This window comes from Amycolatopsis nivea (assembly GCF_004522235.1).
GTDB classification, from domain to species: domain Bacteria; phylum Actinomycetota; class Actinomycetes; order Mycobacteriales; family Pseudonocardiaceae; genus Amycolatopsis; species Amycolatopsis nivea.
This window is the reverse complement of record NZ_SDLT01000003.1, coordinates 361,414-383,645: the sequence shown is the minus strand read 5'-3', so window position 1 is coordinate 383,645 and position 22,232 is coordinate 361,414. Positions and strand designations below refer to the sequence as shown.

The window sequence follows — 22,232 nt, the reverse complement described above, 5'->3', positions numbered from 1 at the left end:
CTGATCCCGGAAACCGGCATCACCGCACCGTTCCTGTCGAAAGGCGGTTCGTCACTGCTCGCAAACTACATCCTGGTCGCGCTGCTGCTGCGGATCTCAGACGCAGCCCGCCAGCCGAGCACGACGGAACCAGTGCAGGCGGTGCGGGCCCCACTGGCGGAGGCGGGGACGGTGCTGGTCAAACGACCTCGGTGAGCTGTCAGCCTTCGCGGAGCCGGGCACTCGCCTTCGCCAACTCGCCCGCAATCGACGTCTCGTCGGCCGTCCTGAGCTGCCCCGTCTCCACCACCGTTTTCCCGCCCACGAAAAGCCTCCGCAGCGGCGGCGGCGCGGCCAGCACCAGGGCTGCGACCGGGTCTTCGATGCCCGCGTAGTTCAGCCCGTTCAGGTCCCACACCGCCAGATCCGCGAGCTTCCCCACTTCCACCGAGCCCATCTCGCGCTCCCGGCCGAGGCACCGCGCGCCGCCCATTGTGCCCAGCCACAACGCTTCTCGCGTGGTCAATCCCTTGGGCCCGCCGCGTTGCCGGGCCTGCAGCAACGCCTGGTGCAACTCCTCCGCCAAGCCGCCGGATTCGCTCGAAGCCGCGCCGTCGACGCCCAACCCGACCGGAGCACCGGCGTCGAGCAGGTCGCGCACCGGGGCGATTCCGCTGCCCAGGCGGCCGTTCGACGTCGGGCAATGTGCGGAACCCGTCGCGGTCGCGCCGAAGCGGCGGATCGCGTCCGGCGCGAGGTGGACAGTGTGCGCCAACCAGACATCCGACGCCAGCCAGCCCAGTTTGTCCGCGTACTCCGCGGGCGTGAGGCCGGTTTCGGCGAGGCATTGCTTTTCCTCGTCCTGGGTTTCGGCCAGGTGCGTGTGCAGCCGGACGCCCTTGCGCCGGGCCAGGTCGGCCGAAGCGGTCATCAGCCGCTCGGTGACGGTGAACGGCGAGCACGGGCCCGCCGCGATCTGCAGGTGCGCGCCCGGCGAGGCGTCGTGGTAGCGGTCGATCGCGGCTTCGGTGCCGATGAGGGCGTTATCGGCGGTCTCGACCAGGCTGTCCGGCGGCAGCCCGCCGTCCGATTCGCCGCGGTCCATCGAGCCGCGGACCAGGTGCAGCCGCAAGCCGATCCGCTCCCGCGCGGCGACGAGCGCGGCCACTTGGTCGCCGCCGTCGGACGGGAAGACGTAGTGGTGGTCGGCGACCGTGGTGCAGCCGCTCAGGGCGAGCCGCGCCATTCCGGCGGTACCCGCGGCGTGCGTGATCTCCTCGTCCAGCTTGGCCCACACCGGGTACAGCGCGACGAGCCACTCGAACAGCGTGTGGTCGGCGGCGAGGCCGCGGGTGGCCCATTGGTAGAGGTGATGGTGCGTGTTCACGAGGCCCGGCGTGACGAGGCAGCCGCTTGCGTCGACGCGTTCGTCCGCCTCGCCGGTGAAGGCGCCGTCGCCGACAGCCGCGATGCGGTCGTCCTCGAGCACGACGTGTCCGTTGCGGTATTCGGGACCGCTGACCGTCGCGATCGCGGCGTTCTCGACGACTGTCCTCATGCGACACTCACCTCCGGAAGGTCTCGTGAGTGGCTACCCCGAACCCGCGGCAGCCACTCACGAAACCCGTCACAACGCCTTGGCCGCGCGATCCGCGACCAGGTTCAGGAACCGGCTCGGGTCACTCAGCTCGCCGCCCTCGGCGAGCAACGCCATACCGTGCAGCAGCTCCGCCGTCTCGGACAGCGAAGTGTCCTCCGGGTGCTCGGCGAACGCCTTGCGCAGACCCGTCACCAGCGCGTGCTCCGGGTTCAGCTCCAGCACGCGCTTCACCGGCGGCAGCTCCTGCCCCATCGCGCGGTACATCTTCTCCAGCGTCGGCGTCAGATCGCCCGCGTCGCCGACGATGCAGGACGGCGACGTCGTCAGCCGCGACGACAGGCGGACCTCCTTGACGGTGTCGGACAGCGTCGCCGACATCCACTTCAGCAGGTCCTCGTACTCGGCCTTCTTCTCGTCGGACGTCTCGTCGCCGAGGTCGACCTCGCCCTTCGCGACCGACTGGAACGTCTTGCCGTCGAAGCCGCTCGCCGACTCCGTCCACATCTCGTCCACCGGGTCGGTGAGGATCAGCACCTCGTACCCCTTGGCGCGGAACGCTTCCAGGTGCGGCGAGTTCTCGATGACGGTGCGCGAATCGCCGGTCAGGTAGTAGATGTGCTCCTGGCCCTCCTTCATCCGCGACACGTAGTCGCGCAGCGAGGTGGGCTTGTCCGCGTGGTGCGTCGAATCGAACGACGAGATCTCGAGGATCTGCTCCCGGTTCTCCGGGTCGTCGATCAGGCCTTCCTTGACCGCGCGGCCGAACTCGGACCAGAACGTCGCGTACTTCTCGGCGTCCTCGGTCATCATCGTCTTGACCGTGGAGAGGATCTTCTTCTCCAGCCGCCGCCGGATCGCGCGGATCTGCCGGTCCTGCTGCAGGATCTCGCGCGACACGTTCAGCGACAGATCCGCCGCGTCGACGACGCCCTTCACGAAGCGCAGGTAGTTCGGCATCAGCGCTTCGCAGTCGTCCATGATGAACACGCGCTTGACGTACAGCTGCACGCCGCGCTTCGCGTCCCGCATGAACAGGTCGACCGGCGCGCGCGAGGGCAGGAACAGCAGCGCCTGGTACTCGAAGGTGCCCTCGGCCTGCATCCGGACCGTCTCGAGCGGATCGGTCCAGTCGTGGCTGATGTGCTTGTAGAACTCGTGGTACTCCTCGTCGGAGACCTCGTCCTTCGAACGCGCCCAGAGCGCCTTCATGGAGTTGACGGTCTCGAGACCGCTCTCTTCGTCATCCTTGGCTTCCTTGGCCATCTGCACCGGCCAGGTGATGAAGTCGGAGTAGCGCTTGACGATCTCGCGGACCTTCCACGGCGACGTGTAGTCGTAGAGGTGGTCCTCGTCGTCGGCGGGCTTGAGGTGCAGCGTGACCGACGTACCCTGCGGCGCGTCGGAGAGGGACTCGATCGTGTAGGTGCCCTCGCCGGTGGATTCCCAGCGGACGCCCTCGTCCGTGCCCGCGCGCCGCGTCACCAGCGTGACCTTGTCGGCGACCATGAAGCTCGAGTAGAAGCCGACGCCGAACTGCCCGATCAGGTCCTGTCCGGCGGATTCCTTCGACTCCTTCAGCTTGCGCAGGAAGTCTGCGGTGCCGGATTTCGCGATGGTGCCGATCAGGTTGACGACGTCGTCGCGGCTCATCCCGATGCCGTTGTCGCGCACGGTGAGGGTGCGCGCCTCGGCGTCGAGGAGGATTTCGATGTGCAGGTTGTCGGTCTCGGCCTGCAGATCCTTGTCGCGGTACGTCTCCAGCCGCAGCTTGTCCAGCGCGTCGGAGGCGTTGGAGACCAGCTCGCGCAGGAAGATGTCCTTGTTCGAGTAGATCGAGTGGATCATCAGCTGCAGCAGCTGGCGCGCCTCGGACTGGAACTCCAGCGTTTCGACCGTCCCGGTTTCCTCAGCCATGTGTTTCCTTTCCCGCCCCTGAAAAGACCGGCGTGAAGTCTACCCAGCGCGACCGGCAGAACGTGCGGAGACCGCGAAGTCCGATTGCCGCCAGCGGCGCCCGCCCGGGACGGCCAGGCTGATGCCCGTGACTGATCCCGCAGCCGTGCTCAACGGCATGTATCAAGCCGAGGCCGAGTATTTCGCCGCCGGCGGCCCCGGTTCGGCTTCGTTTGCCCCGTTGGCCCCGTATTTCGCCGAGGATGTCGTACTGCACCAGGCCGCCGGGCTGCCGTTCGGCGGCGACTGGCACGGCCACGCCGGGCTGGAGAAGTTCTTCCTCGAGATGAGCCGGATCTGGGAGTCGTTCGACATCGGCGACCAGGAGTTCCTTGCCGTCGGCGCGACGTCGGTGGTGCTCACCCAGGTGCGCGCCCGGACCCGCGCGACCGGGCGGGACCTGGAGTTCCCGATCCTCCAGGCGATCCGGATCGAGAACGGGCGGATCGCCGAGGTGCGGCCGTTTTACTGGGACACCGCGGCGATCGCGAGTGCCTGCGCGGAGTAGCACAGGCACTCGCGACCGTTCAGGCTTGTCGCCGCGCGTACGCGTCCAGCCGCGCCGGTTCGAACGGCAGCTCCGACTCCGCCAGCGCACCGCAGTGGAATCCGCCGAGCAGATACCGGGCCAGCGCTTCCGCCGTGGCGGGCTCGTCCAGCACTCCCCCGGAGGTCTTCGACGCGTAGTCCTGCAACCGCTTGGCCGCCGCCGGGGCGCCTTCGCGGTAGAAGGCGTACGTCGCCGCATACCGGGTCGGCAGCTGGTGCGGATGCAGGTCCCAGCCCTGGTAGAAGCCGTTCTCCAGCGACCGCCGCACCAGGCGCAGGTGCTCGGCCCACGCGCCCGGCAGGTCGTCGCCCACCGGGAGCCGGTTGGTCGAACCGTCGGACAGCCGCACGCCCGTTCCGGCAGCCGCGACCTGCATGAACTGCTTCGCGAAGTCGGCGGCGGGGTGCGCCATGCTCTGGTACGCCGCGCTGATCCCGAGACCCGCGCTGTAGTCGTAGGTCCCGTAATGCAGCCCGGAGCACCGGCCGTCCGCCGCTTGGATGATCTGCGCGACCGAGACCGTGCCGTCGGTCGAAAGGATCGACTGCGCGGTCTCGATCTGCACCTCGAACCGCAGCGCGCGGTCCGCCAGTCCGTACGCGGTTTCCAGCCGCCCCAGCACTTCCGCGGCGACCTCGACCTGTTCGACCGCGGTGACCTTCGGCAGCGTCACCACGAATCCGTCCGGCAGCGATCCTTCGGACAGCAAGCCGGACAGGAACAGGTCGAGTGTCCGGATGCCCCGCCGCCGCGTCGCGGCTTCGAAGCTCTTGAACCGGATTCCGACGAACGGGGTGCCGCCGGTAGTCGCGAGGGTGCGCCCGGCGGCCTCGGCGGCCGCGTCCTCCGCTTCGTCGCCGGGACGGCCGTAACCGTCCTCGAAGTCGATGCGGAGGTCCTCGATCGGCTCGGTGAGGAGCTTCTCGCGGACCCGCTCGGCCACCGCCGGGTCGAGGTTCAGCAGGTCGCCGTGCTCGACGAAGACCCGCATCGCCTGCTTGCCCCAATCGGCGACCAGACGGGTGCGGTACTGCGACGCCGGCACGTAAACCGTGTGCACCGGACGACGGCCCGGAGACTCGCCGGGGTACCGCGCCGCCACGCGCGCGTCGGCCTTGGCCAACCGCGCGTCGGCGGTGCGGTAGACGTCCTCGGCGAGTCGTCCGCCAGCCATTACTGGATGTGCTCGTACGCCGGCAGGGTCAGGAAGTCCGGGAACTCGTCAGCCAGCGCGACCTGCTCGAACAGCTCGACCGCGGGCTTCAGCAGGTCGTCGGAGACCTCCGAGGACGACACTGTCAGCTCGCCTTGGACATCGGCGATGACGCCGCGCACCAGCTCCGCGGTGACCTTCTCGCCGTTGTCCAGCTGCGTGCCGTTCTTGACCCACTGCCACACCTGCGACCGCGAAATCTCGGCCGTGGCGGCGTCCTCCATGAGGTTGTGGATCGCCGCCGCGCCGTTGCCGCCCAGCCACGAGGCCAGGTAGCGGATGCCGACGTCGACCGCCGCGCGCAGACCGGCCGCGGTGGCGCTGCCCGGCGTCGAGGCGACGTCCAGCAGCTGGTCGGCGGTCACGCTCACCTCGTCGCGAGTGCGGCCCAGCTGGTTGGGCTGGTCGCCGAGGACCTTGTCGAATTCTTCCTTGCAGAGTGCGACCATGCCCGGGTGCGCGACCCACGAACCGTCGAAGCCGTCCCCGGCCTCCCGCGACTTGTCGGCGTGCACCTTGTCGAAGGCGCCCTTGTTGACTTCCGGGTCCTTGCTCGGGATGAACGCGGCCATGCCGCCGATCGCGAACGCGCCGCGCTTGTGGCAGGTGCGCACGAGCAGTTCGGTGTAGGCGCGCATGAACGGCGCGGTCATGGTGACCGAGTTGCGGTCCGGCAGCACGAACTTCTCGCCCGCGTCACGGAAGTACTTGATGACGCTGAACAGGTAGTCCCAGCGGCCCGCGTTGAGGCCCGAGGCGTGCTCGCGCAGTTCGTAGAGGATCTCCTCCATCTCGAACGCGGCCGGGATGGTCTCGATCAGCACGGTCGCGCGGACGGTGCCGTGCGGGATGCCGAGCGCCTTCTCCGCGTGCGTGAACACGTCGTTCCACAGCCGCGCTTCGAGGTGGCTTTCCATCTTCGGCAGGTAGAAGTACGGGCCCTTGCCGCGGTTGAGCAGCTCTTGCGCGTTGTGGAAGAAGTACAGGCCGAAGTCGACCAGCGCGCCGACGCCCTTGCGGCCGCCGAAGGTCAGGTTGCGCTCGTCGAGGTGCCAGCCGCGCGGGCGGACCACGATGGTGGCGTGCTCGACGTCCGGCTTCAGCTCGTAGTGCTTGCCGTTCTGGTCGAGCGTGATGGTGCCGCGGATCGCGTCGGACAGGTTGACCTGGCCGCCCACGACGTTCGCCCAGTGCGGCGTGTTGGCGTCCTCGAAGTCGGCGAGCCACACCTTGGCGCCGGAGTTGAGGGCGTTGATGGTCATCTTGCGATCGGTCGGGCCGGTGATCTCCACGCGGCGGTCGCGCAGCGCTTCCGGCGCGCCCGCGACCTGCCAGTCGCCCTCGCGGATCTCCTTGGTCTCGGCGAGGAAATCGAGGCGGCCGGTGGTCCGGGCCTCCTCGCGCCGCTTGCCCCGCGCGACGAGGAGTTCGTCGCGCCGCGCGGCGTACTCGTCGTGCAAGCCCGCTACGAAAGCGAGGGCTTCCGGCGTCAGAATCTCGTCCCCACGCTCGACGGACCCGCCGAGAACCTGGACCTCAGACATGCGCAACACCCCGAGTAGTGCTTTGGATAACGTCCCTACGGTTTTTACCTGACGGACTATAGTTTCTGCATAGCGGAACATCAATCGGGTCTGTGAGGAGGACCACTGGTGGCGGCTGAGAAGAGCGGACGAGACGGCGGCGTCCAGTCCCTGCAGCGCGCGTTCGAGCTGCTGGAGCACCTGGCGGACACCGGCGGCGAGGCCAGCCTGTCGGAGCTGGCGACCCTGTCCGGGCTGCCGATGCCGACGATCCACCGGCTGATCCGCACGCTGGTGTCGCTGGGCTACGTCCGGCAGAACACCAACCGGCACTACGCGCTGGGCGCCCGGCTGATCCGGCTCGGCGAGAACGCCAGCATGCAGTTCGGCGCGTGGGCGCGGCCGCTGCTGGTCGAACTGGTCGAGGAGGTCGGCGAGACGGCGAATCTGGCGGTGCTGGAACGCGACGAGGTGGTGTATGTCGCACAAGTGCCCTCGAAGCACTCGATGCGCATGTTCACCGAGGTGGGCCGGCGCCTGCTGCCGCACGGCACCGGCGTGGGAAAGGCGATGCTGGCGGAACTGCCCGCCGACGAGGTCGCGGCGCTGCTGGAACGCACCGGGATGCCCGCGTACACCGAGCACACCTTCACCGATCCGGACGCGCTGGCGGTGGAGCTGAAGAAGATCGCCGGACAGGGTTACGCGCTGGACGAGGCGGAGCAGGAATTGGGCGTGCGCTGCATCGCCGTCGCGATCCCCGGCGCGCCGGTGCCCGCCGCGGTGTCGGTGTCGGGCCCGTCCGGCCGCCTGACGGCCGACGCGGTGAGCCACATCGCGCCGGTGGTGCAGAAGGTGGCGGACCGGCTTTCGCAGCAGCTGCCGGTTACTTGAGTTCGCCCTTGAGTTCGCCTTTGAGGAGGTCCATCAGCAGACCGTCGTGCCAGGTTCCGTCCGGCCCTTGCTCGTAGTCGCGGAGAATCCCGACCCGGCGGAAACCGAGCTTCTCGTAGACGTGAATCGCACGGTGATTGGCCGCCGCCGGATCGATGGTGATCCGGTGGTGCCCCTGGTCGAACAGACGCTGGGCGAGGATCCGGATCGCCTCCGAGCCGAGCCCGAGCCCGTAGTGGCCAGGGTGCACAGCGAGGTCGATCCCGGCGTGCCGGTAGCGGGGGGTGGTTTCTTCCCAGCTCTGGATGATGCCGACGGTCTGGCCGTTGTGCTCGATGGCGTACGCGTGTTCTTCGTCCTTGGCGAGAAGCCCGTCGGTTTCCTCGTCGGGATCGCCCCACCACTGCGAAACTTCCGGGGCAGAGAGGATCTCGCGCACTCGCGACCGGTCGGCTTCGGTGAGCTGGCGGAGGGTTACCCGGGTCACTGCATGGGTTTCTGATCGACCTGGACGTCGTACTTCACCTCGGTGCCGTTCACCGCGCCGATTTTCGCGGTGAGCCCGACTTTCTGTCCACCCGCGGTGAGGACGCAGCGCATCGACTCCCCCTCGACGGCCTTGATCGGCCCCGGGCAGGCGACGGTGTCCGGCCGCTTGCCGATGGACTGCTGGAGAGCGTCGGAGATGCCCTTTTCGAAGTTCTCCTTGGAGACCTCCTTGCCGACGCTCACGTGCGCGGAACAACCGGCGAGAACCAGCGCGCAGGCGGCGAGCAGGATCCGGGAACGCATGGATTTCTCCTAGTGCCAGACGGAATTCGGGATGCGGTCGAGAAGGTCGCAGCGGAGATCGAGGGCAGGGAGCAGGACTTTCGGGTCCCGGTGATCGCTGACCTGGTCGAAGAAGTCGAGCTTCCCGCCGACCAGCGCGAACCCGCGGAACTTGCGCGGATCGGTTTTGAGGAACGCGGTGACGACCGGATTCAGTACGGCACGGGCGAAATCGGCGTTCCCGCTGCGCACCTCGTACCGGAGGTCGAACTCGGCGTCGCCGGTCTGCACGTCGCCCTGCCCGATCTGCGCGTTGACCCGGCTGGACAACTCAGCGACGCGGCTGATCTGCAACGCCGGGCCGGTTCCCGGGCCGCGCACCCAAATCACGCGAAGGGTGTTGGTCTCGCCCTGCATCGGCGTCCGCACCCGGAAAGCCCCGGCGAGGAACGGCCTGCCGCGATGAGTCCCGGTGACGATCTCGCGCGCCTCGTAGATCTCCCGCCGGTTCAAGTACGGCCCGAGCGGGTTCATCGCCTGCTCCACCGCGTTTCGCTCGATGTAGCGGTCGCCCTCGTCGAAATAGGCGCAATAGGCGTCGTTGCGTTCCTCGTACCGCCACCCGCGCCGCTGGATCTCCTCCTGCAGCCGGGCCATGGCTTGTTCCTGGTCGCGTTTGTAGGAACGGCTGTTCCAGACCAGGAACCAGACGAGCGCCCCGGCCATGAGGAGCGTGCCGCCGATGACGATCACCAAAATCAGCGCGACGCTCATCGCCGCCGCTCGTCCCCGTCATCGAAGATGTCGACCGGTTCGAACTCTTCGTCCGCCACGCACGGGCCCCGGCCGGCGAAAGCAGGCAGCGGCCGACTGCCCGGCGCAGCGACCGGCTCAGGCACGGCGCCGAGTGACGAAGGGCGGGAGGCGCCGAACAACTCCTCGTCCGAGTCCAGGACGCGGTCGAGCAATTCGGTGTCGCCGAGCCCTCGGCGAACGACGTCGGCCTGAGCCCTCGCGACGTTCGCCTGCGCTTCGGAAATCGCCCGCAGCACGTCCGCGGCGAGCACCTCCCTGGCGGTTTCGGACGAACCCTCGCTGAAGGTGATCGAGGTGATCCCGCCGCCGGGTCCGGCCACGACCGTCACCGCGCCGTCGGGAGACGTCGCCTGTCCTTGAGTTTCCTTGAGTTCGTCGTTCATGCGCTGATAGGCCTCGGCGCGCAGCCGGTTGTCCGTCGCCGCGGAATCGATCGCTTCGATCCGGGCGAGCAGCTGCCGGGCTGTTTCGTTCATCGGGTGGGCTTCTCCGGTTCGATGGTGGCAAGGAACTTCTGGAAATCGCCGATCACGTGCTCGAACTGGTCCTCGAGCAACGCGGACAGCACCACGTGCAGCACCGCGCTCCGCTCGGGCTCCCGCTGGTCCCGCATCAGCATGAACACCTGGAACTGCACGAGGTCGGCGGGTTTGCCCCGCAACGGGATCGTGAGCTTCACCGCTTGGGTCAAAGCGGGATCCGAGTCCGAGCCGACCTCGTTCCGCCTGCCGAGCCGGACGTCGGCAGCGCCGGCCGCGCGCAGTTTCTCGACCGCTTCGTCGCCGATCTCCGTGAGGACGGCGTTTTCCCGGATCTCGCCGGTGATCGAGATGTTGGGAGTGAACCCGTCCCGCGCCGAGGACGCCTTCAGCGCGACGAAAGCCGCGCCCGGGGCTCCGACCTCGTCCGGCGGCGCCGATTGCCAGCCCTCGGGCAACGAGAACTGGATCGGAACCGGAATAGTGGATGCCACTGCGTTTCTCCGAATCTGGGTCTGGTTTTCAGAAGCCTAGGAAGTCGGCGACGGCCCCCGCCGCGTTGGAGATGCCATTCCCCACGTCGGAAACCACCTCGCCGACATCGTCGGCGACGTCCTTCACCGTGTCCACGACCTCGCCCGGATCGATCGCGATGTCGAATCCGATCTTGCCGCCGATGCCGAGACCGACGCCGATGGAGGCGCCGAGGTGGAACTTGCCGTCGTCGCCCATGCCGACCTGGCCGCTCGCTTCCACGCCCGCACCGGCCCAGGCTTCGCCGTGCACACCGGCCGACACGCCGCCGACTTCGGCGCTGACGTCGCCTTCGACCCTCGCACCGACAAAGGCCTCGGCATTGCCCTGGGCTCCGGTCACGCCGATCGAACCTTCCGCGGAAGCGCTGGCCCCGATCTCGCCTTCGGCGGAGCCCTTCAAGCCCGCGTGGTCGGACAGGTGCAGTTCGCCCTCGGCGCTGCCCTTCGCCAGATACGCCTCGGCCGAGGCGCCGGCGTTGACGCCCAGGATGCTCGCGCCCGCGTGCGCCTCGGCGTTCGCGCCGAGCACCGCGCCCTCGATCTTCCCGCTGCCGCCGAACTGCTCGGACCCGAATTTGCCTTCGAGCGAACCGTCGAGCAGGTCCACGCCCGCCTCGGCCGAGACAGTGGATTCGTGGGTGTCGATCCCGAGCGACTCCAGGAGGCTGCCGATCTTGTCGCCGAACATCCCGTCCGACTGGCTGCCGAATTCGCCCTTGAAGCTCTTGCCGAAGCGGCTCTTCTGCCACCCGCCCGGGTCTTTTTCCTCGAACTTGCCCTTCTCGTCGTTCCATTGGTCGACCGTTTTTCGGTGGTCGGCGCCGAATTCCTTGCCCTTGCCGACGTCCTTCGAGTACGAGCCGTCCTCGTCGCGACTGAAGCCGAGGGCCTCCGCGGTCATGCCGCCGACCTGTTCGAGCTTGCCGCGCGCGTTCTCGAGGATCTGCTGCGCCTCGGACATGGCGGCCCGGCCGGGATCCACGAGCGGAGCGATCGCCTCTCCGATCGAGCTGGCCTGCAGCATCTGCACCTGGTGGTCCGCGGCCGCGGCCCGCGAGGCCGCTTGCGCCTGGGTGAAGAGTTCGATCGCCCGCTGCGCCTCGCTCTGGCTCCACGTCAGCGCGTCGCCGTAGTCGGCGAGCGCGGTCGCGCCTTTGCCGAGGACGCCGATCGTCTCGATCCAGTTCTTCGGCTCCTGCCCGAAGATCTCCCGGAAGCGGTCCGCCGCGTCGCCGGACCACTCCCGAGGGGCGATCCCGCCGAGCCCTTCGGAAATCCCGGCCATCTTGTCGATGTTGCGCACCAGGTCTTTCAGGTCGCCGGAGAGCAGTTGCGGCTCGCCGGGGATCAAGGCTTTCGGGTCGGTGGTCTGCCCGAGTTCCGCGCCCATCAGAAGACCGGCCCGATCTCGTCGCGGCCGGCGGGCTTGCCCGAGGAATCGGGGAAGAGCTGCCGGGAACGCTCCGGGCTCATGATCCGCACCGGCCCGTCGTCGTCGATCGACCCGCTGATCCGTCCGGTCGCGCCGCCGGTCCAGCCGCCTCCGGGAACGTCGTGCAGTCCGCCTTCGGGCTCGCCGAGTCGCTCGTCCAGCTGGCTCGGTGTGAGGCCTCCGGTGAACCCTCCGCCCGGAGCGCCCTCGAGCCTGCTGCCGATCTTGGCTTCCGCTTGCGCTTCGGCTCCGGCGAAGGGAGTCACGCCTCCGGCAGTGTCGCCGAAGAGGTCGCCGAGCCCCGAGCCGAACTTGCCGATCGTCCCGGTCGCGGCGGCGTCGGACTCCGCGTACTTCCCCGCCGCCGTCCGCAGGTCGTCGCCGTGCCCCTCGGCGATCTCGGTCAGCCGGGCGACCTCGGCCTGGATTTCTTCGACGAACCCGGCCCACCCGGCCTGGACCCCTCGATGCCCGTAGTCGCCGCTCGGCCCTTGCCACAGCAGGCCCGCGGCGCTGCCGATCACATCCCCGATCGAATTCGCCGTCCGGAACAGTTCTTCCGGGACCGCGCCAAACCCGCCCGACATGCCCACCCCTCGTGGTCGTAGCTGCGCCGCTACCCACCGTGGCAGGCCACCCTGCAGGGAATGTCCGCTTTAGCCGATCTTCACCCGTCTGGGGGAATCAGCCCAGCAAAGCGTCCACGAACGCCCCGGGCTCGAACGGCGCCAGATCATCCGGCCCCTCGCCCAGCCCCACCAGCTTCACCGGCACTCCCAGTTCCTTCTGGACCTGGAACACGATCCCGCCCTTGGCGGTGCCGTCCAGTTTGGTCAGGACGATGCCCGTCACGTCGATGACCTCGGCGAACACCCGGGCCTGCGCGAGCCCGTTCTGTCCGGTCGTCGCGTCCAGCACGAGCAGGACCTCGTCCACTCGCGCCTGCTTTTCCACGACTCGCTTCACCTTGCCGAGTTCGTCCATCAGGCCGGTCTTCGTGTGGAGGCGGCCCGCGGTGTCGACCAGGACCGTGTCCACGCCCTCGCTGATGCCCTGCTTGACCGCGTCGAACGCGACTGCCGCCGGGTCTGCGCCTTCCTTGCCTCGCACCACCGAGGCGCCCACGCGTTCGCCCCACGTCTGGAGTTGGTCGGCGGCCGCGGCGCGGAACGTGTCGGCCGCGCCCAGCACCACAGTGCCGCCCTGGGCCACCAGCACTCGCGCGAGTTTGCCGGTCGTCGTGGTCTTGCCGGTGCCGTTCACGCCCGCCACCAGCACGACCGCGGGCTGCTTCTTGCCGTCTACCTCGTGCGGCAGGGCCCGGACGGAGCGCTCGGCGTCCGTGGACAGCGCCGCGGTCAGCACCTCGTGCAGCAGTTCGCGGGCTTCGTCCGATGTGCGCACCGCGCGGCGGTTCAGTTCGTCGCGCAGCCGGTCCACGATCTGGGTCGTCGTGGCTGCGCCGAGGTCCGCCATGAGCAGCGTGTCTTCGACGTCCTGCCACGAGTCCTCGTCCAGGTCGCCGCCGCCGAGCAGGCCCAGCAGGCTCTGCCCGAACACCGAGCGGGACTTCGACAGGCGGCCGCGCAGGCGCTCGAGCCGGCCGGCCGGGGACTCGATCTCCTCGATCGGCTCGACCGTTCCCGGCACGACCGCTTCGGGAGCTTCTTCCTCGACCGGTTCGGGGAGCTTGACGTCGCGCACCGTGCGCTGGTCGGAGTCGCGCGGGACCGCGGCGTCGTCGCCGACCGCGGGCTGGCCGTCGACTTCCGGCCGGTCCTCGACGGGGTGCTCGACCACCGGCTCCTGCGAAGGCTCCGGCTCCGGCGAAGGAGCAGGCTCGGGTTTCGCCTCGACGGCCGTTCCGCCGGACGCGAAGGAGATCCCGCCGCTCGCGGCGTACCCGCCGCCCTTCGGCTTCTCCTCGACCTTGCGCTGTTCGGCGATGCTGATCCGCCGCTTGCGCGCGATGAGCAGCCCGGACACCAGCACGGCGACCAGGACGACGACGGCGACGACAACGATCCAGAACCAGGTGCTCGACACGCCACCATCCTGTCATCCGCGTGCACAAGCCACCGGACACCCCACCGCGAGGCCAACGAGTAACGCGAACGGTTCCGATTCGGCCAAGACTCCACGAAGCGTCTTGCGCCACCCCTTCCGCGTTGACTAGACCACATCGGATGACCACCCCCGCCGGCCACTGTTTCCGCGTCCTCGGGCTGCTGTCGGGCACGTCCGTGGACGGAATCGACGTCGCGGTCGCCGAAATCCGCGAAGACGACGGGACCGTCGTCCTCACCCCGCTCGGCGAGCTCGACGTGCCGTATCCCGCCGACCTCCGCGCGGACCTCCTCGACGCGTTCCCGCCGCGGCCGAGCAGCGCGCGGCAGCTGACCGTCCTCGACACCCGGGTCGGCCAGGCGTTCGCGGACGCGGCCGCGCGCGGGATCGCCGCGTACGGGCCGGTGGACGTGATCGCCTCGCTCGGCCAGACCGTCTACCACTGGGTCGAAAACGGCGTCGCTCTCGGCACGCTCCAGCTCGGCCAGCCGGCGTGGATCGCCGAGCGCACCGGCGTGCCGGTGATCGCCGACCTCCGCATCCGCGACATCACCGCGGGCGGCCAGGGCGCGCCGCTGGCAAGCACGCTCGACGCGATGTGGCTGCGCGGCCTCGCCGAGGAGACCGGACGTCCGGTGGCCGCGCTCAACCTCGGCGGCATCGCGAACATCACCGTGGTCACGCAGTCGGACAAGGTGCTCGCCTACGACACCGGCCCGGCCAACGCGCTGCTCGATCTCGCCGCCGCTCACGTCAGCGACGGCAAGCTGTCCGCCGACGTCGACGGACGGCTCGCGCTCGCCGGCTCGGTCCGGAAAGACCTGCTCGACCGCCTGCTCGCCGACCCCTATTTCGCCGCCCCTCCGCCGAAATCCACTGGCAAAGAGCACTTCCACGGCGGATACCTGAACGCAGCCCTGTCCGGCCTGCCGTCGTTGTCCGCGGAGGATCTGCTGGCGACGCTCACCGAACTGACCGCCGCGACGGTCGCCGCGGAATGCCGGCGGCACGACGTCGCGACCGTTGTCGCGTCCGGCGGCGGCGTCGCGAACCCGGCGACCATGGCCGCGCTGGCGCGGCATCTTCCCGAAGGCGCGCTCCGCACCAGCGACGACCTCGGCCTCCCCGGCTCCGGCAAAGAGGCCTACTTGACCGCGCTGCTCGGCTGGCTGAGCTGGTGCGGCGTCCCGGCGACGCTGCCCTCGGCCACCGGCGCGAGCGGTCCCCGCCTGCTCGGCGCGCTGACGCCGGGTGCGGCGCCCCTGAATCTCCCCGCCCCGCTGGGGGGCGCCGCGACCCGGCTCCGGGTCGCGGAATCCGGGCAACCACGGTAGGAGAACCCCATGAATCCAGTCGATCTGGTGATCGTCATCGTGTACCTCGCGGCGATGCCGGTCATCGGCGTGCTGGTCGGACGCAGACAGAAGTCCGCGAACGACTACTTCGTCGGCGAGCGCAGCATGCCCTGGTGGGCGGTCACGCTCTCGGTGGTGGCCACCGAGACGTCCACGCTCACCGTCATCTCGACGCCCGGGCTCGTGTTCGGCAGCGCCTTCCTGTTCCTCGAAGTCGCGTTCGGCTACATCATCGGCCGCGTGATCGCCGCGTTCGTGCTGCTGCCGCGCTACTTCCGCGGCAACTACGTGAGCGCGTACGAATTCCTCGGCCGCCGCTTCGGCCGCGGGCTGCAGGGCACCGCGTCGGTCACCTTCGTGGTGACGCGACTGCTCGCCGAGGGGCTGCGGCTGTTCGCCGGGGCGATCCCGATCAAGGCGATCCTCGGCCACTACGGCATCCACACCGAGTACTGGCACATCGTCGTGCTGCTGACCGCGCTGACCGTGGTCTACGCGTTCGTCGGCGGCATCAAGTCGGTGATCTGGGTGGACGTCATCCAGTGGTCGCTCTACATCCTCGGCGCGATCGGCGCGGTGATCTTCCTGTCCACGAAGCTGCCGTCCGGCTGGACGCAGATCGCTTCGAGCCAGGGCCGGTTCCAGCTCACCGACTTCGCGTCGAACCTGCTCACCAACCCGTACGCGTTCCTCTGCGCGGTAGTCGGCGGCGCGTTCCTGTCGATGGCTTCGCACGGCGCCGACCAGTTGATCGTCGGCCGTCTGCTGTCCTGCCGGAACCTGCGCGACGGCCAGCGCGCGCTGATCGGCTCGTCCATCGTCGTGTTCATCCAGTTCGCGCTGTTCCTGCTCGTCGGCGCGATGCTGTGGGTCTACACCGGCGGCAAGACCGGCTCGACGGCCACCGCGGTCGCGGCCGGGAAGATGTCCGGCGACGACGTGTTCTCCAACTTCATCGTCAACGACCTTCCGGTCGGCCTCGCCGGACTCTTGATCGCCGGCATTCTCGCGTCGACCATGGGCGCGCTCGCGTCCGCGCTCAACGCGCTGTCCACCTCCACGATCGCCGACCTCTACCAGCGGTTCACGCACAAATCGATCGAGGACGCGAAACTGCTCCGGCACGGTCGCATGTGGACACTCATCTGGGCGGCCGTGTTCGCGGTGTTCGCCTCGATGTTCACCAACTCGAAGGACCCGGTGATCCAGCAGGGCCTCGGAATCGTCGGCTACACCTACGGCGCGCTGCTCGGGTCGTTCTTCCTCGGCCTGCTGGTGCGCAAGGCCCGCCAGTCCGACGCGGTGATCGCGTTCGCCTGCTCGGTGGTCGGGATGGCGTTCCTGATCCTGTTCGTGAAATTCGACAAGGCGACCACCGAGGTGCACATCCAGTTCGGCGCGGCGACGAAGACGCTCGTGCCGCTGGCGACCTACTGGTACACCTTCGCCGGCGTGCTGATCACGCTGATCGTGGGCGGGCTGCTGTCGCTGCGGCGGCGCGGTGCCGACCCGAACGTCGAGCAGGTCGAGGAGCCCGCGGAAACCCCTGCCTAGCAAGGGCTTTTCCTCTCGCCGGGTTCCCTCGGGAACCCGGCGAGAGCACGTTTTACGGCTGTGTGTAGAAGACCATGCCGTCCTTGTCGCAGCCGATCCGGCCGCTGCCCTGCGCGCCGGTGTCGGCCATGCACCGCCAGCCGCTCACGTTCAGCACGTGCGCGGTGCCCTCGGCCTTTTTCGGCGCGTCCTCGAAGTACTGGGTGATCACGTTGATCGCCTCGGTGCAGCCAGGGCGACCGGCCTTGGTCTCGGCGGCGGCCAGGCCGACCTTGCCGTTGGGCGCGTCGATCGGGCCGCAGTCGACCGGCGGGCCGACCGTTTCCCCAGCGTCCGAGCTGCTGTCCTGGGATTCGCCCGGGCTGTGCGTCTTGCTCGACGGCGCTGCTTTGCTGCTCGGCAGGGGGCTCGCCGGCACGGACGTGACAGTGAGCGCGACCGACGGCGGGGACGAGACGGCGGCCGCCGGGTCGCTGCTCCCGCCGCAAGCCGAGAGCAGGGCGCCGAACGCGAGAATCGACGCCGTGACAACGGCTTTGGGCACCATCGCGCGCATGAAGAAGTACCTCCCCGGCTCTCGGCCGCCGTTCGGCCGGATTCACTCTATGGGGCCAACGCCGGGTCGGCAGTGTGACAGCGAACGGCCCGGCCTCCCCTCGATGCGGGAAAGCCGGGCCGCCGGCGGAATCGCTTAGTGGATCACGACCTGCCGCACGTGCACGAAGTTCAGGTCGCCGCCCTGCCAGCGGCCGAGGTCGGTCCGGCCGCCGTCCCAGTACAGGGTGACCGAGTTGTTGCCGGAGTCGACCCGAGTGACGCCGCCCAGGTCCACGTACGTCGCGCCGCTGTTGGCGAAGCAGGCGACATCGCTGCCGTCCCAGGGGCTTCCGCCCGCGAGGCGGAGCTGGACGAAGTCGGTGCGGCCGTTGCACGCGACCCGGTCGATGGCGAACGCCTGACCGGCCGGAACGGTGACGGCCAGCGCGAGCGCCGCGGCGCCGCCGATCGCGAGTCTCTTGACGAGTGAAGGCATGATCGCTGTGGAACCTTTCTCCCAGTGCTGCCTTGAAGGTGCGCCCGGCTCAACCGCGCCGCCGGACAAGACCGACCGTGCCAGCCCCGGACGGCGAGCGGACAGCCGCGGCGCCCGCTTCTACCCGTTCGTACCCGGGGCGCGAGAGAAAAGTGCCGCGCTCACACCGCCTTGCCGTGGAACGAAAGCCCCTTGCTGCCGCAGAAAATCTGCTTGCTGCCGCCGTTTCCGCCGTCGTATCCGCAGTTCCAGCCGTCGACGTCGAGGAAACGCCCGGTGCCCTCCGCCTTGGTCGGCGCCTGGGCCAGATAGTCGGACATCACGTTGATCGCCTCGGTGCAGCCGACGGTTCCGGCGGGCATCGCCTCGGTCACCACGTCGACCTTGCCGCCGGGGCCGTCGATGGGGCCGCAGTCCGCGCCGTTGCCGAGTTCTCCCTTGCCCGGCAAGCGGTCGCCAGGCTGCTCCTTGGCCGGGGTCGAGTGCGGCTTGGGCTTGCTCTGGTGCGCCGGGGCCTGGGCGGACGGCGTGGGCGTCGCGGAAGAAGTCGGTGCGGCCACGGAAGAAGCGGTCGGCGCGGGCGAGAGCGCAGTCGGCGCGGCTGCGGCCTGCCCGGTCGGCGAGCCGCCGCCGCACGCGGCGACCGCGAGGGCGGCGCCGAGCAGCGAACCCGAAATCAGGGTGCGGGCCACGATGGTGCGCATTGTCGAATCCCCTCCAGGATGTGGTGCTTGCGAACACCCCTGAAGACGCACGGATCCGGCAGCAGTTGGCCGATCGGACAGCAGTCCGGCCAGCCCTGCCCGTTCGGGCAGGATCGGCTGAACGGCGCAACCCCGCTCAGGAAGCCGGGACGGGTTCCTCTTCCGCCGTGCGCAGCCGCTGCGAGATCACCTTGGTGATGCCGTCGCCCTGCATGCTCACGCCGTACAGCGCGTCGGCGATCTCCATCGTCGGCTTCTGGTGCGTGATGATGATCAGCTGCGACGAATCGCGCAGCTGCTCCAGCAGGCCGATCAGCCGGCGCATGTTGGTGTCGTCCAGCGCCGCCTCGACCTCGTCCATCACGTAGAAGGGCGAAGGGCGGGCGCGGAAGATCGCGACCAGCATGCCGACCGCCACCAGCGACTTTTCGCCACCGGACAGCAGCGACAGCCGCTTGACCTTCTTGCCCGGCGGGCGCGCCTCGACGTCGACGCCGGTGGCGAGCAGGTCGTTCGGCTCGGTGAGGACCATCCGGCCCTCGCCGCCGGGGAACAGCACGCCGAAGACGGTCTCGAACTCGCGCGCCACGTCGGCGTAGGCCGAGGTGAAGACCTCCAGGATCTTCTCGTCGACCTGCTTGATGACGGCCTCGAGGTCCTTGCGGGTGTCCTTGAGGTCTTCCAGCTGGGTGGAGAGGAACTTGTACCGCTCCTCCAGCGCCGCGAATTCCTCCAGCGCCAGCGGGTTCACCTTGCCCAGCAGGGTCAGGTCCTTCTCCGCGCGCTTGGCGCGGCGGGCCTGGGTGTCGCGGTCGTACGGCATCGGCGGCGGCGGGGTGACGTCCTCGCCGCGCTCCTTGGCCGCCTCGTACTCGGCCATCTCGCCCGCGCTCGGCGGCACCGGCACGTTCGGGCCGTACTCCTCGACCAGGTCCGCCAGCCCGATGCCGAAGTCCTCGGCGATCTTCGCTTCCAGCGTTTCCAGCCGCAGCTTCTGCTCGGCGCGCAGCACCTCGTCGCGGTGGACGGCGTCGGTCAGCTTCTCGAGTTCGCCGGACAGCTCGCGCACCTTCGCGCGCACCGCGGTGAGCGCGGTTTCGCGGGTTTGGCGCTGTGCTTGGGCTTCGTCGCGCTCGGCGGCCGCGCGCTGCACGGACAGCTCGATCCGCTCCAGCGCGAATTCACCGGCGTTGACGACGGCGTTCGCGATTTCCGCGCCACGCTCGCGCGCTTCCCGGGCCTTGGCCGCGCGCTCGCGGGCCTGCTGCTCGGCATAGGCCGCGCGGCGCAACGATTCCGCGCGCCCGGCAATGCTGCGCGCGCGTTCCTCGGCGGTGCGCTGCGCGAGCCGCGCTTCGACTTCTTCCTGCCGCACCACGGCAAGCTGCTCCGCAGCCTCGTCGCGCTCGGCAGTGTCCGGGTCGTCTTCGACCGGCTGCTCGGCGACCGCGGCGAGGCGTTCTTCCAGCTCTGCCAACTGTTCCAGCGCCTGCTCGCGGCTCTGCTCGACCTTCGCGCGCTGCTGGGTCAGCCGTTCGACCTCGGCCTGCGCGGACCGCGCCGCCTGCTGCAACCGGTTGAGCCGCTCTGAGGAACGGGCCTTGCGCACCTTGGCTTCGCCCAGCGCGTCCTTCGCCTGTCCGACCTCTTCGCGCCGGGACTGCTGCTCGGCGCGCGCGCCTTCCAGTTCGGCGGAGTACTGCTCCAGCGCGCGTTCCGCCGTACGCAAACGTTCCTGCGCCTCGTCGACCGCCGCCTGCACCTCGATCACGCTCTCGCGAGCGGCGGAACCACCGGCGATCCAGTCGGCCCCGAAAACATCGCCCTCGGCGGTGACCGCCCGCACCTGCGGGTGCTGCGCCACGAGCTGGCGCGCGCTTTCCAGATCCGGCACCAGCGCGAGCCGGTCCAGCGCCTTCTCGACCGCGGGACGCAACTGCTCCGGCGCGCTGACGACCTCGCGAGCCCAGCGGGCGCCCTCGGGCAGCGGCGGCCACGAGCTGGTGTCCACAGTGGACCCAGCACCGGCCGGCACGATCCCGGCGCGGCCGGAATCGGTTTCCTTCAAGTACTTCAACGCGGACAGCGCGTTCTCGCCGCCGGACACCGCGACCGCGTCGGCCACCGGTCCGAGCGCGGCGGCCAGCGCGACCTCGTGCCCCGGCTGCACGGTCAGCAACGCGGCGACCGAACCGAGCAGGCCCGGCAATTCCGCGGACGCGCCGAGCAGCGCACCCGCGCCGTCCTTGCGCTTGAGCCCCATCGACAACGCCTCGACGCGGGCCTTCTCCGACGCGATCTCGCGCTCGGAACCGCGCTCGGCCTTCACCAGTTCTTCGACGCGAGCCTTGGCGGCGTTGTTCGCCTCCACCGCGCGGTCGTGGCGCTGCTGCAACTCGGCGTCGTCGGATTCTTCCGTGCCGCCAACGGCTTTGGCTTCTTCCAGCTCCTCGACCGCGATTTCCGCGCGCTCGGCGGCTTCCTGCAGCCCGACGGTGAGCCGGTCGACCTCTTCCGCGGTCGCGCCGTTCTTGCTGCGCAACGCTTCGACCTGACCGGTCAGCTTCGCCATGCCCTCGCGACGGTCGGCGATCGCCCGGACCGCGGCCCAGTGCGCGCGCTCCGCGGCCTGCACCCGCTGTTCGAGATCTTCCCGGCGCAGCACGGTTTCCGCGAGAAGTTCGCGGGCCTCCATGACCGCTTCGGTCAGCTCCTGCTCGCGCTCCGCGGCCTGTTCCGCCTCGGCGAGCAGTTCCTCCGGGTCACGGCCGCCGGTGGGCGCGGAGACGTCGGAAGAAAGGTGCCGCTGCCGTTCGACCGCCAGGCGCACGGTGCCGCGCAACCGTTCGGTGAGCGCCGACAGCTTGTACCAAGTCTCCTGCGCGATCTGCAGCCGCGGCGCGTCCTCGGCGAGCGAAGCCTCCAGCTCGGTTTCTTCCGCGGACACGATTTCCAACGCCTGCTCGACCTCGGCGCGGCGCTGGCGGGCGGTGCGCTCGTCGGCTTCGTCCCGCTGGATGGACTCGCGCTGGGTGACCAGGTCGTCGGCGAGCAGCCGGAGCCGGGCGTCGCGCAGGTCGGACTGCACCGACTGGGCCTTGCGGGCGATCTCGGCCTGTTTGCCCAGCGGTTTGAGCTGGCGGCGCAGTTCGGTGGTGAGGTCGGTGAGCCGGTCGAGGTTGCCCTGCATGTTGTTGAGCTTGCGCAGGGTCTGCTCTTTGCGCTTGCGGTGCTTGAGGACGCCCGCGGCCTCCTCGATGAACGCGCGCCGCTCCTCGGGCTTGGATTCCAGGATCGCCGACAGCTGGCCCTGCCCGACGATGACGTGCATCTCGCGGCCGATGCCGGAGTCCGACAGCAGTTCCTGGACGTCCATCAGCCGGCAGCGGTCGCCGTTGATCTCGTACTCGCTCGCGCCGTCGCGGAACATCCGGCGGGTGATGGAGACCTCGGCGTACTCGATGGGCAGCGCGCCGTCGGCGTTGTCGATGGTGAGCGTGACCTCGGCGCGGCCCAGCGGGGCGCGGCCCGCGGTGCCGGCGAAGATGACGTCTTCCATCTTGCCGCCGCGCAGGTCCTTCGCGCCCTGGGTGCCCATGACCCAGCGCAGCGCGTCGAGGACGTTCGACTTTCCGGAGCCGTTCGGACCGACCACGCAGGTGATGCCGGGTTCGAAGCGCAGCGTGGTCGCCGAGGCGAAGGACTTGAAGCCCTTGAGCGTCAGGCTTTTCAGGTGCACGTGCTGCCGACCCCTCTTGGCCACGGGTACTGGA

Annotated in this window: 21 protein-coding genes; 5 read left to right on the top strand and 16 right to left on the bottom strand. The window is 69.3% G+C overall.

All coding sequences use genetic code 11. The features are described 5' to 3' along the window. On the top strand, positions 1-195 hold a 195-nt coding region (locus EIZ44_RS05765; RefSeq protein ID WP_167753973.1), incomplete at its 5' end, for an FtsW/RodA/SpoVE family cell cycle protein. A 4-nt stretch (positions 196-199) separates the two neighbouring features. On the opposite strand, the gene EIZ44_RS05760 is transcribed toward EIZ44_RS05765, so the two are convergent. Together EIZ44_RS05760 and htpG are read right to left on the bottom strand one after the other, a co-directional pair. Next, complete coding sequence (locus EIZ44_RS05760; protein WP_134727905.1) at positions 200-1,537, bottom strand: 8-oxoguanine deaminase; 1,338 nt, start codon at positions 1,535-1,537, stop codon at positions 200-202. A gap of 69 nt (positions 1,538-1,606) precedes the next feature. Continuing rightward, the gene (gene htpG / locus EIZ44_RS05755) at positions 1,607-3,493 is read right to left on the bottom strand and encodes a molecular chaperone HtpG (protein WP_134727904.1); all 1,887 of its coding nucleotides are present in this window, start codon (positions 3,491-3,493) and stop codon (positions 1,607-1,609) included. A gap of 121 nt (positions 3,494-3,614) precedes the next feature. Between htpG and EIZ44_RS05750 the strand changes: the two genes are divergently transcribed. Continuing rightward, positions 3,615-4,040, top strand: coding sequence for a nuclear transport factor 2 family protein (locus tag EIZ44_RS05750; RefSeq protein WP_037810238.1), 426 nt, complete (start codon positions 3,615-3,617; stop codon positions 4,038-4,040). A 19-nt stretch (positions 4,041-4,059) separates the two neighbouring features. Here EIZ44_RS05750 and EIZ44_RS05745 read toward each other — a convergent pair whose 3' ends face one another. Both EIZ44_RS05745 and aceB read right to left on the bottom strand, forming a co-directional pair. Further along, positions 4,060-5,256, bottom strand: a complete 1,197-nt coding sequence (locus tag EIZ44_RS05745; RefSeq protein ID WP_134727903.1) for a DUF6986 family protein — start codon at positions 5,254-5,256, stop codon at positions 4,060-4,062. Then, the gene (aceB, locus tag EIZ44_RS05740; protein ID WP_134727902.1) at positions 5,256-6,839 is read right to left on the bottom strand and encodes a malate synthase A; all 1,584 of its coding nucleotides are present in this window, start codon (positions 6,837-6,839) and stop codon (positions 5,256-5,258) included. The genes EIZ44_RS05745 and aceB overlap by 1 nt, the downstream gene beginning before the upstream one ends. Positions 6,840-6,947: 108 nt before the next feature. Between aceB and EIZ44_RS05735 the strand changes: the two genes are divergently transcribed. Further along, a complete protein-coding gene (locus EIZ44_RS05735) occupies positions 6,948-7,712 on the top strand; it encodes an IclR family transcriptional regulator (protein ID WP_037712911.1) in 765 nt (254 codons plus the stop codon). Here the strand turns inward: EIZ44_RS05735 and EIZ44_RS05730 are convergent. The 8 genes from EIZ44_RS05730 to ftsY all read right to left on the bottom strand — a co-directional run bounded on the left by EIZ44_RS05730 (position 7,705) and on the right by ftsY (position 13,792). Continuing rightward, the gene (locus tag EIZ44_RS05730) at positions 7,705-8,199 is read right to left on the bottom strand and encodes a GNAT family N-acetyltransferase (RefSeq protein ID WP_134668042.1); all 495 of its coding nucleotides are present in this window, start codon (positions 8,197-8,199) and stop codon (positions 7,705-7,707) included. The genes EIZ44_RS05735 and EIZ44_RS05730 overlap by 8 nt on opposite strands. After that, the gene (locus tag EIZ44_RS05725) at positions 8,196-8,504 is read right to left on the bottom strand and encodes a DUF4333 domain-containing protein (protein WP_134727901.1); all 309 of its coding nucleotides are present in this window, start codon (positions 8,502-8,504) and stop codon (positions 8,196-8,198) included. Before EIZ44_RS05725 ends, EIZ44_RS05730 begins: the two co-directional genes overlap by 4 nt. A gap of 9 nt (positions 8,505-8,513) precedes the next feature. Next, positions 8,514-9,257, bottom strand: coding sequence for a hypothetical protein (locus EIZ44_RS05720; protein ID WP_134727900.1), 744 nt, complete (start codon positions 9,255-9,257; stop codon positions 8,514-8,516). After that, complete coding sequence (locus tag EIZ44_RS05715) at positions 9,254-9,775, bottom strand: YbaB/EbfC family nucleoid-associated protein (RefSeq protein WP_134727899.1); 522 nt, start codon at positions 9,773-9,775, stop codon at positions 9,254-9,256. The genes EIZ44_RS05720 and EIZ44_RS05715 overlap by 4 nt, the downstream gene beginning before the upstream one ends. After that, a complete protein-coding gene (locus EIZ44_RS05710; protein WP_134727898.1) occupies positions 9,772-10,272 on the bottom strand; it encodes a hypothetical protein in 501 nt (166 codons plus the stop codon). The genes EIZ44_RS05715 and EIZ44_RS05710 overlap by 4 nt, the downstream gene beginning before the upstream one ends. Positions 10,273-10,300: 28 nt before the next feature. After that, positions 10,301-11,704: a putative T7SS-secreted protein gene (locus EIZ44_RS44585; RefSeq protein ID WP_167753971.1), complete on the bottom strand. Its 1,404-nt coding sequence runs from the start codon at positions 11,702-11,704 to the stop codon at positions 10,301-10,303. After that, positions 11,704-12,333: a hypothetical protein gene (locus EIZ44_RS05700; RefSeq protein WP_205673055.1), complete on the bottom strand. Its 630-nt coding sequence runs from the start codon at positions 12,331-12,333 to the stop codon at positions 11,704-11,706. The genes EIZ44_RS44585 and EIZ44_RS05700 overlap by 1 nt, the downstream gene beginning before the upstream one ends. A 97-nt stretch (positions 12,334-12,430) precedes the next feature. Then, on the bottom strand, positions 12,431-13,792 hold the full coding sequence (ftsY, locus tag EIZ44_RS05695; protein WP_134727897.1) for a signal recognition particle-docking protein FtsY: 1,362 nt from the start codon (positions 13,790-13,792) through the stop codon (positions 12,431-12,433). 140 nt (positions 13,793-13,932) lie between these two features. Here ftsY and EIZ44_RS05690 point away from each other — a divergent pair, with 140 nt between their 5' ends. Beyond that, positions 13,933-15,147, top strand: coding sequence for an anhydro-N-acetylmuramic acid kinase (locus EIZ44_RS05690; RefSeq protein ID WP_134727896.1), 1,215 nt, complete (start codon positions 13,933-13,935; stop codon positions 15,145-15,147). Positions 15,148-15,156: 9 nt separating this feature from the next. Continuing rightward, complete coding sequence (locus tag EIZ44_RS05685; RefSeq protein ID WP_134727895.1) at positions 15,157-16,722, top strand: sodium:solute symporter; 1,566 nt, start codon at positions 15,157-15,159, stop codon at positions 16,720-16,722. A 52-nt stretch (positions 16,723-16,774) separates the two neighbouring features. Here the strand turns inward: EIZ44_RS05685 and EIZ44_RS05680 are convergent, their stop codons facing one another. The 4 genes from EIZ44_RS05680 to smc form a co-directional block, all read right to left on the bottom strand. Beyond that, complete coding sequence (locus tag EIZ44_RS05680) at positions 16,775-17,278, bottom strand: hypothetical protein (protein ID WP_037810227.1); 504 nt, start codon at positions 17,276-17,278, stop codon at positions 16,775-16,777. A gap of 135 nt (positions 17,279-17,413) precedes the next feature. Then, entirely contained in the window at positions 17,414-17,755 is a 342-nt protein-coding gene (locus EIZ44_RS05675) for a beta/gamma crystallin domain-containing protein (RefSeq protein WP_134668037.1), read from the bottom strand. 161 nt (positions 17,756-17,916) lie between these two features. After that, positions 17,917-18,459 (bottom strand): hypothetical protein, encoded by a 543-nt coding sequence (locus EIZ44_RS05670; RefSeq protein WP_205673054.1) that lies wholly within the window; start codon positions 18,457-18,459, stop codon positions 17,917-17,919. 136 nt (positions 18,460-18,595) lie between these two features. Beyond that, on the bottom strand, positions 18,596-22,198 hold the full coding sequence (gene smc / locus EIZ44_RS05665) for a chromosome segregation protein SMC (protein ID WP_134668095.1): 3,603 nt from the start codon (positions 22,196-22,198) through the stop codon (positions 18,596-18,598). Between the last annotated feature and the right edge of the window lie 34 nt (positions 22,199-22,232).